16 protein-coding genes are annotated in these 14,271 nt (G+C 52.5%); 9 read left to right on the forward strand and 7 right to left on the reverse strand.

Annotated elements, in window-relative coordinates:
* Positions 1–8 precede the first annotated feature (8 nt).
* From ehuA to ACFOLF_RS23565, 6 genes are all read left to right on the forward strand, one after another.
* Positions 9–860 carry an ectoine/hydroxyectoine ABC transporter ATP-binding protein EhuA gene (gene ehuA / locus ACFOLF_RS23540; RefSeq protein ID WP_210038944.1) on the forward strand — a complete coding sequence of 284 codons (852 nt, stop codon included), beginning with the start codon at positions 9–11 and terminating at the stop codon, positions 858–860.
* Between the two features lie 151 nt (positions 861–1,011).
* Positions 1,012–1,509, forward strand: a complete 498-nt coding sequence (gene ectA, locus ACFOLF_RS23545; RefSeq protein WP_210038839.1) for a diaminobutyrate acetyltransferase — start codon at positions 1,012–1,014, stop codon at positions 1,507–1,509.
* A 44-nt stretch (positions 1,510–1,553) separates the two neighbouring features.
* Positions 1,554–2,807, forward strand: a complete 1,254-nt coding sequence (gene ectB, locus ACFOLF_RS23550; protein WP_210038945.1) for a diaminobutyrate--2-oxoglutarate transaminase — start codon at positions 1,554–1,556, stop codon at positions 2,805–2,807.
* 43 nt (positions 2,808–2,850) lie between these two features.
* Positions 2,851–3,258, forward strand: coding sequence for an ectoine synthase (locus ACFOLF_RS23555; RefSeq protein ID WP_210038840.1), 408 nt, complete (start codon positions 2,851–2,853; stop codon positions 3,256–3,258).
* Entirely contained in the window at positions 3,258–4,157 is a 900-nt protein-coding gene (thpD, locus tag ACFOLF_RS23560; RefSeq protein WP_210038841.1) for an ectoine hydroxylase, read from the forward strand. Before ACFOLF_RS23555 ends, thpD begins: the two co-directional genes overlap by 1 nt.
* 18 nt (positions 4,158–4,175) lie before the next feature.
* Positions 4,176–4,685: a DUF2179 domain-containing protein gene (locus ACFOLF_RS23565; RefSeq protein ID WP_379113550.1), complete on the forward strand. Its 510-nt coding sequence runs from the start codon at positions 4,176–4,178 to the stop codon at positions 4,683–4,685.
* A gap of 114 nt (positions 4,686–4,799) precedes the next feature.
* Here ACFOLF_RS23565 and ACFOLF_RS23570 read toward each other — a convergent pair whose 3' ends face one another.
* From ACFOLF_RS23570 to ACFOLF_RS23580, 3 genes are all read right to left on the reverse strand, one after another.
* Entirely contained in the window at positions 4,800–5,933 is a 1,134-nt protein-coding gene (locus ACFOLF_RS23570) for an MFS transporter (RefSeq protein WP_210038843.1), read from the reverse strand.
* Between the two features lie 18 nt (positions 5,934–5,951).
* Positions 5,952–6,731 (reverse strand): DeoR/GlpR family DNA-binding transcription regulator, encoded by a 780-nt coding sequence (locus ACFOLF_RS23575; protein WP_210038844.1) that lies wholly within the window; start codon positions 6,729–6,731, stop codon positions 5,952–5,954.
* A gap of 573 nt (positions 6,732–7,304) precedes the next feature.
* A complete protein-coding gene (locus ACFOLF_RS23580; protein ID WP_188994965.1) occupies positions 7,305–7,637 on the reverse strand; it encodes a winged helix-turn-helix transcriptional regulator in 333 nt (110 codons plus the stop codon).
* A 202-nt stretch (positions 7,638–7,839) separates the two neighbouring features.
* Here ACFOLF_RS23580 and ACFOLF_RS23585 point away from each other — a divergent pair, with 202 nt between their 5' ends.
* On the forward strand, positions 7,840–8,778 hold the full coding sequence (locus ACFOLF_RS23585; RefSeq protein ID WP_210038845.1) for an aldo/keto reductase family protein: 939 nt from the start codon (positions 7,840–7,842) through the stop codon (positions 8,776–8,778).
* A 235-nt stretch (positions 8,779–9,013) separates the two neighbouring features.
* Here the strand turns inward: ACFOLF_RS23585 and ACFOLF_RS23590 are convergent, their stop codons facing one another.
* The 4 genes from ACFOLF_RS23590 to ACFOLF_RS23605 form a co-directional block, all read right to left on the reverse strand.
* Complete coding sequence (locus ACFOLF_RS23590; protein WP_210038846.1) at positions 9,014–9,628, reverse strand: YitT family protein; 615 nt, start codon at positions 9,626–9,628, stop codon at positions 9,014–9,016.
* 181 nt (positions 9,629–9,809) lie between these two features.
* The gene (gene spoVAD / locus ACFOLF_RS23595; protein ID WP_210038847.1) at positions 9,810–10,817 is read right to left on the reverse strand and encodes a stage V sporulation protein AD; all 1,008 of its coding nucleotides are present in this window, start codon (positions 10,815–10,817) and stop codon (positions 9,810–9,812) included.
* Between the two features lies 1 nt (position 10,818).
* Positions 10,819–11,301 carry a stage V sporulation protein AC gene (gene spoVAC / locus ACFOLF_RS23600; RefSeq protein WP_210038848.1) on the reverse strand — a complete coding sequence of 161 codons (483 nt, stop codon included), beginning with the start codon at positions 11,299–11,301 and terminating at the stop codon, positions 10,819–10,821.
* A gap of 83 nt (positions 11,302–11,384) precedes the next feature.
* Positions 11,385–12,245: a DUF421 domain-containing protein gene (locus ACFOLF_RS23605; RefSeq protein WP_210038849.1), complete on the reverse strand. Its 861-nt coding sequence runs from the start codon at positions 12,243–12,245 to the stop codon at positions 11,385–11,387.
* Positions 12,246–12,433: 188 nt separating this feature from the next.
* Between ACFOLF_RS23605 and ACFOLF_RS23610 the strand changes: the two genes are divergently transcribed.
* Both ACFOLF_RS23610 and ACFOLF_RS23615 read left to right on the forward strand, forming a co-directional pair.
* Positions 12,434–12,640, forward strand: a complete 207-nt coding sequence (locus ACFOLF_RS23610) for a DUF1657 domain-containing protein (protein ID WP_210038850.1) — start codon at positions 12,434–12,436, stop codon at positions 12,638–12,640.
* Positions 12,641–12,750: 110 nt separating this feature from the next.
* Positions 12,751–14,160: a SulP family inorganic anion transporter gene (locus tag ACFOLF_RS23615; RefSeq protein WP_379113525.1), complete on the forward strand. Its 1,410-nt coding sequence runs from the start codon at positions 12,751–12,753 to the stop codon at positions 14,158–14,160.
* Positions 14,161–14,271: the final 111 nt, after the last annotated feature.

Consider the following 14,271-nt stretch of genomic DNA (forward strand, 5'->3'; position numbering starts at 1 on the left):
GAATGAGCATGCAGTTGGAGAAACAAACAGAGGAGCTGGACGCACGGGAAGACCGGAACGAGAGGTTCGCGGATGTCCAGCCGATTGTAAAATATAACAATATAACGAAATCCTTCGGGGAGCTGGAGGTAATCAAGGGTGTGGATCTGGAGCTTTATCCGGGAGAGAAGATCGCTATGATCGGACCGAGCGGATCGGGCAAAACCACGCTTGGCCGCCTGCTCATGACGCTCGAGGAGCCGACTGGCGGAACAATCGAACTGGATGGCGAGCTGCTGTGGCATATGGAGGTCAAAGGCAAGCTGGTCCGTGCGGACGAGAAGCATCTGCATCGGATGCGGGGCAAGGTGGGGATGATCTTTCAGCATTTCAATCTGTTCCCGCATATGAACGTCCTGCGCAATGTGACGATGGCTCCGCGTACCGTGCTGGGCTTGTCCAGGGAAGAAGCGCATGACCGCGCCATCACGATGCTGCGCAAGGTGGGGCTGGAGGAGAAGCTGGAGGTGTATCCTTCACAGCTCTCTGGCGGACAGAAGCAGCGCGTCGCCATTGCCCGGGCGCTCGTCATGCAGCCCAAGGTGATGATATTCGACGAGGTGACCTCCGCGCTTGATCCCGAGCTGGTCGGCGAGGTGCTGGAGGTTATTAAGGAAATCGCCCGCGAAGGCGAGATGGCGATGCTGCTGATCACGCATGAAATGGAGTTTGCAAGAGACGTGGCCGACCGGATCATCTTCGGCGCGGAAGGCAGAATTGTGGAGCAGGGAACGCCTGAGCAAATATTTGAGAATTCACAGAGCGAGCGCCTGCAGTCCTTCCTCGGACGCTTCGCCGGCGCTGCTTCCCAATCATTATGACAAAGGGGCAAGGCCGATGGGAGGCAATCCGCCCCTCGATGAGGTTGTGCCAGGAAGAAATGACTGTCGCCATCCTTTGGCGGTAATGATGAATTTCTTCCCCGGAACTTATAGAACACGGTAGAGGTGAAGCGTTATACAGCTTATAAATTTGAATAAACCGTCGGCCTCCGACGGCAAGCAGGTATGGCAGCTGGTGAAGGATGCAGGGACATTGGATCTCAATTCCGTATACAGCTACATCATGCTGTGCGATGTTTTTCGCGATACCTGCGTCATCGCTGTCCAGGAGGAAAGAATCGTGGGGTTTATGTCCGCTTACAAGAGACCGGATCAGCCGGATACGCTGTTTATCTGGCAGGCTGTGGTTGGCAGCGCTTGGCAGGGTAACGGATTGGGCAAAAAAATGCTCCGCGAGCTGCTGAGCCGGGAAGAAAATGGCCCGATCCGCTTTGTTGAGGCGACGATCGGACCGGATAATATGGCTTCACAAAGGATGCTCATGGGACTTGGCGAGGAAAATGGCGGACAATGTCATATTACGGAATATTATCCGGCCGCTTATTTTCCCGAAGAATCCGATCATGAGCCGGAGCTGCTGTTTCGTGTCGGACCGTTTACAAATAATTCTTTAGGAGTGATTCGGTGAGCGAAGTCAAGAAGGACGCAGCGGATTTAAGGGTGTTCGACAAGATGGAGTCAGAGGTGCGCAGCTACTGCCGGAGCTTTGAGAAGGTGTTCCATAAGGCCAAGAACGCCAAGCTGTGGGATATCGAAGGCCGGGAATATATTGATTTTTTTGCCGGCGCGGGGGCGCTCAATTACGGTCATAACAACCCGGCTATCCGCACCCGGCTGGTTGACTACTTGCTGGAAGACGGAGTGACCCACAGCCTGGATATGGCGACAAAAGCGAAAGAAATGTTTCTGAAGCGGTTCACTTTATCCATTCTGAAACCGCGCGGACTTGATTATAAAATTATGTTTCCCGGCCCGACAGGAACGAATTCTGTGGAGAGCGCCATGAAGATTGCCCGCAAGGTTACGGGACGCAGGAATATTGTCTGCTTCACCAATGCCTTTCACGGGATGAGTCTGGGATCGCTTGCCGCTACAGGCAATGCGTTCAAGCGCAAAGGAGCCGGCGTCGATCTGCCCAACACGAATTTCATGCCTTATGACGGCTATTTCGGCGAAGGCATCAATACGGTGGATATGATGGAGAAATATCTGGATGATCCGGGAAGCGGGTTCGACCTGCCGGCAGCCATCATTCTGGAAACGGTGCAAGGCGAAGGCGGATTGAATGCGGCCAGCCCGGCCTGGCTGAAGAGAGTCCAGGAGCTGTGCCTGAAACGGGACATTCTGCTGATTGTGGACGATGTGCAGATGGGCTGCGGACGTACGGGGACTTTCTTCAGCTTCGAGGAAGCGGGCATTAACCCGGATATCGTATGCCTGTCCAAGTCGATTGGCGGTTACGGTCTGCCGATGGCGCTGACGCTCATTAAGCCGGAATACGATCTGTGGCATCCCGGCGAGCATAACGGGACCTTCCGCGGGAACAACCTCGCCTTTGTCGCCGCAGCCGAGGCGCTTTCCTACTGGGAGGACGGGGCGTTCGAGAAAGAACTGGCCGGGAAAGCCAGCCGTATTGAAGAGGCGCTGAGCCAGCTTCTGAAGGAGCATCCCGAGGTCAAAGCCTACAGGAAAGGGAAGGGGCTGATTCAGGGCATTTCCTTCGACCCGCCGCAGCTGGCCGGACAACTGAGCGCAGTCGCCTTCAAACGCGGCGTCATCATGGAAACATCGGGTCCGCATGACGAAGTCGCCAAGCTGATGCCCCCGCTTACCATTGAATCCTCCGTTCTGGAGAAGGGGCTGGCCATTCTTAAGGAAAGCTTTGAAGAAATCGTACAGTCGGAGCGCATTGGGGCGCTGGTTTAAGTGCTTGCGAAGTGCAGGCAAATTAGAGAGGAGAGCGATAAATATGATTGTCAAGCATTTAGAGGACATTGTGGACTCCAAGTATGATATCGATACCGAAACCTGGAACGCCCGGAGGCTGCTGCTCCGCAAGGACGGCATGGGTTTTTCCCTGAATGATACGATTATCAAAGCCGGCACGGAAACGACCATCTGGTACAAAAATCATGTGGAGGCCGTTTATTGCATCGAAGGAGAAGGAGAGATTGAAATCGTCGCCACCGGCGAGAAGTTCCCCATCCGTCCGGGCATGCTGTATGCGCTGGACGGTCATGAGAAGCATTATCTGCGGGCAAAAACGCAGGTGCGGACGATATGCGTGTTCAACCCTCCGCTAACCGGCAGCGAGGTGCATGACAAGGACGGGGTTTATCCGCTGATGGAAGAGGCTGAATTGGAGGCGAACCGCTAATGAGCATAAATCTGGCAAATTCCAAGAAGACTAGAGAAGATAAATATCCGTCCCGGATTTCCGACAAGCCTGCTATCGTGGAGCGCGCGGACCCTGTTGTCTACAGCACCTGGAAGTCAGGCAGCCCATTGACCCAAGAGCAATTCCGGTTCTACGACAGGAACGGCTATCTGTTTCTGGATCAGTTCTTCTCCGGTGAGGAGGTCGCCGATTGGCGCTCCGAGCTGAAGAAGCTCCAGCAGCATTACGGGCAGCGTGAGGCGGAGCATGTCATTCGCGAGCCGGGCGGGACGGAGGTGCGCTCCATCTTCGCGGTTCATGAGCATAATGAACGCTTCAAGGAGCTCTCGGCCAATAAACGTCTGACCGCAATCATCAACGAGCTTCTCGGCTCGCAAACCTATATCCATCAGTCCCGGATCAACTTCAAGCCGGGTTTTACCGGCAAGGAGTTTTACTGGCATTCTGATTTTGAAACCTGGCATGTGGAGGACGGGATGCCTTCCATGCGCGCGCTCAGCTGCTCCATTGCCCTGGAGGATAATTTTCATTTTAACGGCCCCTTGATGGTGGTGCCCGGCTCGCATAAGAAATTCGTTTCCTGTGTCGGGCAGACACCGGACGATCATTTCAAGCAGTCGCTCCGACGCCAGGAATACGGCGTGCCCGATGACGGCAGCCTGGCCCGGCTTGTGGGAGAAGGCGGAATCGAAACGATTGTTGGCGGTATAGGCTCCATCGTGCTGTTCGATTGCAATATTATGCATGGCTCGAACAGCAATATCACGCCTCTGCCGCGAAGCAATGTGTTCATGGTCTACAACAGTGTGGAGAATGCCTTGGAGAAGCCGTATTCGGGACAAGCACCCAGGCCGAATTATATTGCTGCTCGCGGGTAACCCGGCGTGAGCGGTCTTATGCTTGTTCTCTCTATCATAGCGATCAACGTCGTCTATGTTTCGATTTTTACGCTGCGCCTGATTCTCGTGATCAAAGGGAGAAGAGGCGCAGCTTCTCTTATGGCGATGGCGGAGGTTTTTATTTACCTGGCGGGGCTCAATCTCGTACTCCAGAATCTGTCCAATCCCATCAACATGGCGGCTTACTGCCTGGGCTTCGGCATCGGCGTGTATGCGGGCAGCCGGATTGAGGAATATCTGGCACTGGGCTATTCGGTCGTACAAGTTATCGCCGATTCCGCCGCAACCGGCCTGCCGAACAAGCTCCGCGACTTTGGCTATGGCGTTACATCCTGGATGGCGGAGGGACGTGACGGCAAACGGCTGGTCATGCAGGTTCTGGTCAAACGCAGCAACGAGAAGCGGCTCATGCGGAGCATCGGCATGGTTGCGCCCAAAGCGTTCGTGATCTCCCACGAGCCAAGGCAGTTCAAAGGCGGCTTCTGGACGAAAATGATCGAGCGGTGAGCGGGATTTACTGCATGCATAACCCAAGCAGATGTCTTCTCAGACAGCTGCTTGGGTTGTTTGAACTCGGATAATTTTTGACTAACCGAATGCATAACCGCGGGCGGGGATAGCCTATTTTTTATTCGGCTTCAAAGCCAGAAGCAAGGCCAGCATGCAAAGAGCGCAGCCAGCCAACAGCCATATCGTTAAAGCGGGCTGAAAATAATCCATGCTCCGGCCGACCAGCAAAGGCAGCACAGCTCCGCCGATTCCACCGGAAGCGATCAGGATACTCGTCGTTCGGCGGGTGTTATGGGGAAACAACCGGCTGGCATAAACAATGGCTATGGCGAAAATGCCTGCCAGAAAAAGCCCCAGCATGAGAACGAAAGCAAATACGGCAATGATCTTCGAAATAGCAGCCATACCGCAGAGAGCCACGAGAGCTCCGAAGGTGCCGGCAAGCAAAAAGCGCATATAGCCTGTTTTCTCGGCGATATAACCGGATAAGAGCCGTCCGGCAATCATCGAAGTCCAAAAGAAGGAGACACTGAGCGCAGCGCTTGCGTTCGAGAGTCCAAGACGTTCGGCAAACAGGGAGGGAAGGAAATTAATGACACTGGTTTCAAGCCCCACATAAATGAAGATAAAGCTTAACAGAACAAGCAATTCCATCATTTTCGCTGTACCGGCTTCAGTGTGCGCATCGGTTGCTGCGGTGTCTTGGTATACGGCAGACTTGAAGGATTGCATCCCCCAAATCAATGCCATCATGAGAGCCAATACCGCGATTACGGCGAAAGAGGCGAATGCCGATTGACGGGAAATAAACAGGCCGGAGAGGATTGGCATGACCAGCGCTCCGATGCCGAAGGATACTTCAAGACGGCTCATTACAATGGCTTTGCGATGGCCCATGGATTCCAGCAGCAGCGTTCCGACTGCGGTTTGTGCCGTTCCAAATCCGAATCCGTTTATGATCAAAGAGACAAATAAAATCGACCAATGCGGCTGGCTGTAAAGAATCGTATGAGCGATAAGCAGCAGCAAAAAAGCAGCGGTCAGGATTTTTCGATACCCCAGATGGCGCAGACCGAAGGGAACCAGCAGCACCCCTGCCAGAAAACCGGCAAACTGGGCAAAAATCAGCTGCCCTCCATCGCCGAAGCTTCGTCCGTACACATGGAGCACCTCTGACAGCAAGGAGCCAAAAACAACCGTAGAAAGTCCAACCAGCAAATACGATAAGCAGCCTAACCAGATCATTCTTGTATTCCTATTCATCTATTGGCCTGTCGGGCTTGAATCCGGTACGATCAGCAATTCCACATTGTTTTCGGCAAGCTTATCGGTAAGCTCCTGGTCCGGCTGCCGGTCTGTGATCAGCAGATCGATGGATTCCAACCCTGATATTTTGTAAAACATCTGATGGCCGAACTTGGTATGATCCGCCAGCACAATAACCTGATCGGCCCGGCGGATCATCTCCCGCTTCACATCTCCGTCTTCCTCGTGGGGATAGGACAGGCCGTTGACAGTAATGCCGCAGGCCCCCAGAAATAATTTGTCCACCTGATAATCGGACAGCTTGGCAATAGTGGATTGTCCATAGAGAAAACGGTGCTGAGGATTTAGTTCGCCGCCCAGCAAATAGGTCCTGACCCGCTCCTTGCGGGACAAGGCATCGGCAATATCAATCGAATTGGTAACCACGGCCACATCCCTGGAAGCTAGATGATCGGCCGTAAATTGTACGGTGGTTGAAGCATCCATCAAGATAAAATCCCCGTCCTTTATCAGGGAAGCCGCATACAACCCGATATCGCGCTTGTTCCCGGATTGCCTGACCAGCCGCTCCTTATATTCGTAGATTTCCTTGTTTTTTTGAGGCAGAACGGCTCCGCCATGAGTACGGTTGATTATGCCAAGCTCATCCATTTTCAACAGGTCGCGACGGGCGGTGTCCCGGGATACGTTGAATATTTCGCAAATATCCTGGATGCTTACCCGCTGGTGCTGCTCCAAATACGCTTTAATGGCGAGGATACGTTCTTCCTGATACATCTTCCACCTTCACCTCTATAGTTGCGATTTCACCCATTATAAGTTTTTGGAAGCTATATTTCAATCATTTTAAGTTATTATAAGTATTTGTAAGCAATTATACGCTATTTGAGTCTTCGAGTATCGGTTTCGGGTAGAGGCAATGGAAAAGGACAGCATGTTAAAATCAAGTTAGGAAAGTGTGCAGCGGGAGCGAGCCTGAATTTCCGATTTCAGCTTGACGGGGCACGAGCAAGCCGCATTAGGGGGTTGTCATAGGAGATTTTCATCCGGATATTCCTTCGAAAGGTCAATTGGCCGCCAATATCGATTGGATCAATGCATACGCGGGCAGAAGCTTGGCGATGAGGCGATAAGCTGCATCAAAATAACGCCTCCTTACAGGCCGCCGGGCATATCAACCGGCCCCCCAGGTCCCTTTTATAGATCGGGAAGACTGTATCATGCCGGCGGCTGAAGACGCGGATGCGATAGAAAGCGGAATGCTGCCGGCTGCGGCAGCCAGATTGCGGGAGAAGGTACAGGAAGAGCGGGAACGGCTGCTGGATCTGATTGCCCTTTAAATCTATGCCGTTACGTCCACTTGGCCGCCCAGAGCTTCATTTCCTTGAGGATCTGATGCAAATCGACGCCTTTGGGTGTAAGGGAATATTCAACGGTGACGGGGACGGTCGGAAATACATGGCGTTCAAGAACGCCCTGCTCTTCCAGATGGCGCAGGGTACTGGTCAGCGCGCGGGGGCTTACCGCAGAGATGAGACGCTGCAGCTCTCCGAACCGTTTCTTGCCGCCGAACAGCTCGCGAAGGACGAGAAAAGCCCATTTTCCGCCGATAACGTTAAGCGTTTTTTCAATATTGCAATCGATGCAGGCTGGTACTTTCGGAATATAGTTGTTTACGGACATGAGAATAAGCGCACTCCTTCTATGAAAGATTGATAGTAACTATTAGTATAGTATATATAGATAATATAATAAAATGATTAATATTTCACTACTTTTAAAATGATAGAAGCATGCGTAGAATAGAAGAGGTACCAAGCGCAGGTAGAATCGAATAAATGGACAAAGCTTCGGCTTTGCCAAATAAGAGGAGGATTTTCCTTACATGAATTATCGTAAACTTGGTGGCAGCGGATTGAAGGTAAGCGAGATCAGCCTCGGCAGTTGGCTGACATATGGCGGTTATGTAGAGCGTGAGAATGCGGTGAAAGCCGTTCAGAAGGCTTATGAGCTGGGGATCAATTCATTTGATACGGCTAATGTATATGAACGGGGAGCAGCCGAGACATTGCTGGGCGAAACGATCAAATCATTCCCGCGTGAATCCTATGTGCTGGCAACCAAAGCATTCTGGCCGATGGGCGACGGACCGAATGACCGCGGCCTTTCCCGCAAGCATGTAATCGAGCAGTGCAACGCCAGTCTGAAGCGTCTGGGCGTGGAATATGTAGATATTTTCTACTGCCACCGCCATGATCCCGAAACCCCTCTCTACGAAACGCTTCGCGCAATAGACGACCTGATCCGTCAGGGCAAGGTTCAATACGTCGGCGTCAGCGAGTGGACGGCAACGCAGATGGCTGAAGGATTGGGAACGGCAGACCGTTACCTGCTGGACCGCATCGTCGTGAATCAGCCGATCTACAATATGTTCGAGCGCTACATCGAGAAAGAGGTCATTCCGTTCGGCGAACGCAATGGCATCGGACAAATCGTTTTCTCGCCGCTTGCGCAGGGACTGCTGACAGGCAAATATACCTCGCTTGAGGATGTGCCCGCAGACAGCCGCGCAGCCAAGCTGGACTGGGTCCGCAAAGGAATTACCGAAGAGAAGCTTGCCAAAGTGCGCGCCCTCTCGGAAATTGCCTCAGAGCTGGATATCAAAGTCGGCCAGCTGGCTTTGGCCTGGATTTTGCGTCAGCCTAACGTGGCAAGCGCACTTGTCGGCGCAAGCAATCCTGATCAAGTGGTGGAGAATGTGCAGGCAGCAGGAATTGTGCTGACTGAGGATGTCATTGAGCGGATCGAACTGATCCTGAAATAAGAATGCTGTTATAGCAGCAGGGCAGCATGAACCGCTGAAAGCACAAGCCGGGATATTTACGATCCGGGCTTTGCATTCAGCGGTTTTTTTAAACCTTATAGAATTTATTTCACGCCTATAAATTTCTATAAGGTTTGAGGGAAGAAACTAACGATGCCGCCAAAGACGGCGCCGCCGTTTCTTCTTAGTTTCTCATTTATAGAGATGTTTACAGGCTCGGTTCTTTTAAAGCGGCTCATCTTCGTTTGCGTTTGATCAATGATGGCAAAAACAGCATTCTTCCACTGGTGCTGGTGATGAGAATCGTGGCAATTGCACCTGCGGTTATCGTCATTGCCGATAGGATGAAGGAGGTCGCGGTAATAAGCATGCCTCCAAGTCCAATCACGACAATATCCACCGCGAAGATCAGCAGGCCGACATTAATGGAGGTATCCTTGGCTACCAGATGCGCCAACAAATCCGTGCCCCCTGTGCTGACCTTATGGCGCAGCATGATGCCAAGCCCCGACCCTACGAATCCGCCTCCAATAATAGCGCTGCTGATCGGCGGCAGGGGAATTTGATAGTGATAGGGCTCGAACAGGTCTGTCAGAAAGGAAGACATCAGCATGCCAAGCAGGCTGCCGAGCGGAAATTCACGCTCATTATACCAGGAGACCAGAAATACGGGGATGCTGCATAGTATGATGACATTCCCTATTTTGAACCCGAAAAGATAGTGGAAGATGAGTCCGACCCCGATAAAGCCGCCGTCCATTATGTGATAGGGGACCAGGTAGAAATCAATTCCGGCTGCGATCAGCAGACTTCCAACAATAATGGCCAAGCATTGTGCGAAGGACGGCACTTTATCAACTCCCGGGGATAGGCATGTCTAATATATATGCTCTATCCCGGGATAGCTTGCTTAAATTTATTATATATTTTAAATATAGAGAAAGGTTAGTACCTAGTACTAACCTTTTCTCGAATTTTGTGGGAAGAAGCCTGCTGTCAGCCGTCATAAGGACGGAGCCTTCGATTTCCTCTTACTGGGCTTCAATAGATACTGCATGTGCGATGCTTGGAATGCTCTCACCCTGTTGAAAAGACAGCGGCGATAACAAGGCGCCTGTCGCAACGATAAGCAGCCGTTTCAGGTCCCCCTCGCGTATCCGTTTGAGCAAGTGTCCATACGTTACAGTAGCTGAGCAGCCGCATCCGCTCGCACCGGCCTGAACAGACTGGGTTTCATAATTGTAAATCATCATGCCGCAGTCGCCGAAGACGGTCTGATGGATGGGGAAGTTATGCTTCTCGAATAATTTGGTGGCGATATTATGGCCAACCTTGGCCAAATCACCGGTAACGATAAGGTCATAGTAATCCGGCTCGATTTGCAAGTCCCGGAAGTGAGCTTCAATCGTATCTACAGCGGCTGGCGCCATTGCCGCGCCCATATTGAAGGGATCTGTAATTCCCATATCAATGACCCGCCCGATCGTTGCCGACGTGACCACGGGTCCGGTGCCATATCTGGAGACAACGGCAGCGCCTGAGCCCGTAACCGTAAATTGCGCGGTAGGCGGTTTCTGCGAGCCGTATTCCGTGGGATAGCGGAACTGCTTCTCTACGCTGGCATTATGGCTTCCGGTCGCGGCAAGGACATGATGGGCCGAGCCTCCATTAACAAGCGTAGCGGCGAGCGCGAGGCTCTCCATAGACGTTGAACAGGCGCCGAACACGCCAAGATACGGAATTTCCATCGTACGTGCGGCAAAGCTGCTGCTGATGATTTGATTCATCAAGTCCCCGCCGATATAGAACTGAATATCCTCCTTCGCGAGTCCCGCATTCTCAATGGCGAGCTTGGAGGCTTCCTCAATCAGAACCTTCTCGGCCTTCTCCCAGCTTTTTTCCTTCAGCATCAGGTCGCCGTGGATGATATCAAAGTCATTGGCAAGCGGACCCTGCCCCTCGAAGGGACCGACTACCGTAGCGGCTCCCCGGATGACCGGCCGATTCTCAAATACCCAGCTTTGATGTCCTTTCAACATATCAGGATCCCCCTCCCGAGCCTTCGATTATCCATGTCAGGACGCCCACCACAAAGGCTGCCACGGTGCCGAAGACGATGACAGCTCCCGCGACTTTAAACATATTCCCGCCAACCCCCAGCACCAGTCCTTCGCTGCGGTGCTCGATTGCGGCTGACGCCATGGAATTGGCGAAGCCGGTGACCGGCACGGCTGAACCCGCCCCGGCCCATTGGGCGATTTTATCGTACACGCCGAAGCTGGTGAGAATCACTGAAATCAGAATCAGAATAGCAACCGTGGGATTGGCGGCCTCCTCCTTGTCAAAATCGGTCCAGCGGACAAACATGTCCTGTATGAACTGGCCAAGGATGCAGATGGCCCCTCCTACCAGAAAAGCGCGCAGGCTGTTAAGGACCGCAGGTCTCTTGGGCTCCAGCTGCGAGGCAAGCTCCTGGTAATCCCGCTGAACGGGCGTGGCATCTTTCAATTTCTCTTTAACCATGGGGTGATGTCCTCCTTTATTGTTAAGCCTTGGCTTCCATCTTATACAGAGAGCTTCCAATGCCGGGTCAGGCGAATAGGATGTCACCGGGTCAAGAAAGGCTTGAGCTCGGCAATCGTGTTCTGGAGAGCATAGGAGCAGTCCTCGAACATATTTTTCGCCTGCGGATCCTGTGTGGAGAGACTGAACATTTCGATATCCGCTTCGCATTTTTTGAGCAGCGCAAAGAGGGCGGCTTTCTTGCTCGGCTTCGGAACGACAAGCGCATCGTCGAACAGATCGACGTAAAGCTGCTTATCGGCGTCAACCTGACCGAGGAACACATTTTCAGGCGTAACGCCAATCGCCTCAAGCTCCGTATTCAACCACTGCCGGTTGAGCCCGATCGTGGCGAGCGGCTCATCCATGATTTTCCCGTCCATAATGACAGCCTGCGGCTCCTGCTCGGGGTTGACCTTCAATCCGATGTGCTTGGCTGTAAGCGGCTGATTATCCCGGGTGAGCAGCACGTTGATATCGCCGCTCGGCTCCATAATGGCGAATTCAACGTCAGATGCCAGGAATACATTTTTTCTGCGCAGCTGCTCCATCAATTCGTCCGTGGTGAGCCTTTCTTTCATCAGATTCTTCTCCAGGACTTTGCCATCCTTAATAAGGATGGTTCCCTTCGTATCGATGAAATCCCTGACAGCCTTGCTCTTGAGCTGCAAAAATTCAATGCCAAGCGATACGCCGACCCAGACGCACAGCGAGACGATTCCGAGAAACCATTTGGTATCGACATCCAGCGAAATATAGGCGGCCAAGCTGCCGATGGTAATTCCCGTTATATATTCGAATAAAGAGAGCTGGGAAACCTGTCTCTTCCCGAGCAATTTCGTCATCACAAAAAGCACAACAACCGCTAATAAGGTCCTTAACGCGACCAGCAACCATTCCGGCATATTCCCGCTCCTTTATAAGATCTGTCGTCTTCCATGGCAAATGTTTCTTTGTTAAATAGTCCCCCATGCCCTCCTCCTTAATTCATTAATGCCATTAATTAAAAGCTGAATTCCGGTGGGAATAAACCTATTCATATGGGGTAGAATACTCAGGGTAAAAAATGACTAGCCATATGGAGGTGAAAAAGATGACCGTATCATCCGATGTAAAAACCTGTGTCGCTTCGCTAAAAAGCGCTCAAGCCAGTCTTGAGCAATTCGCGCTGAGCACAGAAAACCAGGACGCCAAAACCATCTACACCAATGCCGCAGAAACGACGCAGCAGGTCCTTCAGCAGCTGGAAAGCCGCGTGCAGCAGTTGGAAAATGAAGAGCCTCAATATAAAGGCTTCTAGGCAAAACGGGCACATTTTTCATTGACCTGATGAGGGGTTCACGTTATGCTAGCCGAGTAGTCTTGCTCTACTTCGGCTAGCCTAACGATTCCTACTAGAGGTGAATGATTTTGAATGCTGTATGGCATAAGCAATGGACAACCAATGTTAAAGTAAACGTGCTCGCGGGAATGACCGCCACGCTTGCGCTTGTCCCGGATTCACTGGCCTTTTCCCTGATGGCTGGAGTGCCGCCTACGGTCGGTATTTACGCCTCCATCTGTATATTGCTCGTTACGACCTTCCTGGGAGGAAGGCCGGGGATGATCTCGGCGGCAGCCGGCTCCATGGCCGTGCTGATGCTGACGCTCGTGAAGGAGCATGGTATTGCCTATTTATTCGCCGCTACGATTCTTACCGGCATCATTCAATATTTGATGGGGGCCTTCAAGCTTGGCAAGCTGATGAATTTTGTCCCCCACGGAGTGCTGACGGGCTTCGTCAACGCGCTGGCGATTCTAATTTTTATGTCGCAGCTGCGGTATTTCCAGGGCGCAGCGTGGACGATGTATGCGCTCGTCGCTGCAACGCTTGCTATCATTTATGTGCTTCCGCGTTTTTTCAAAGCCATTCCATCGCCGCTCATAGCCGTTGCCGTGCTGACTTTGGCCGTATGGGCATTCGGGATGGGCGATGTTTCGCGTATCGGCGATATTGCCGTCATCGACGCGTCTCTGCCTTCCTTCCTGCTTCCGGATATACCGTTTAGCTGGGAGACATTGATGATTATCCTGCCCTATTCCTTGTCGCTTGCTGTCGTCGGGTTCACGGAGACGCTGCTGACGCATAATTTGCTGGACGAGATGACGGAGGAGCGGACAGACAAGAACAAGGAAATGCGCGGTCAGGGCATTGCCAATTTTGTCGCAGGCTTCTTTGGGGGAATGGCAGGCTGCGCGCTTGTGGCCGAATCCGTGCTCAATGTGAAGATGGGCGGGCGCAACCGCCTGTCGACGCTGGTTGCCGCTCTGTTTCTCTTTCTGTTGGTGGTCATCGCAGGCGACTTGCTCGCGCTTGTTCCCATGGCTGCGCTGGTTGGAATCATGCTGATGGTTTGCGCGGCGATCTTCGATTGGCGGTCGGTATTCAAGCCGCGCTCCGTACCGGCCAGTGAAACGGTTGTCATGCTGGCAACGGTGGCCTCCGTTGTGGCGACTCATGACTTGGCGGTCGGGGTGCTGGTGGGGGTTCTGATCAGCTTTATCTGGTTTGCGGTCCGGGCCTCCCGCGTGCATGTGCACAGCGAATGGGAGGGCAGCAAGCGCACTTACCGGGTGGAAGGACAGCTGTTCTTTGCTTCCGCAGCAGAGCTGGACAATCGGATCGAGCATGGCTGTGCGGCTGAGGAAGTGCATATTGATCTGAGCGCGGCCAAAATCTGGGATCATACGGCGCGAATATCGCTGCAGAAGGTGGTTGACCGGCTTACGAATGCCGGCAAGCGGGTAACCGTGCGTACCGATGAGAAGAAAGCTTTATAATGCAGGCGGTGCTTCCCAGGGGTTGAGGTCTTGGGCGGGCCGCCTTTTTGATCTTATAGAATGTATAAATTTCATATGTATCCATTTCTTTAAGATTTGAGGGAAGAAGCT

The sequence above is a fragment of the Paenibacillus sepulcri genome, from assembly GCF_042647105.1.
In the GTDB taxonomy this organism is placed as follows: Bacteria; Bacillota; Bacilli; order Paenibacillales; family Paenibacillaceae; genus Paenibacillus_Z; species Paenibacillus_Z sepulcri.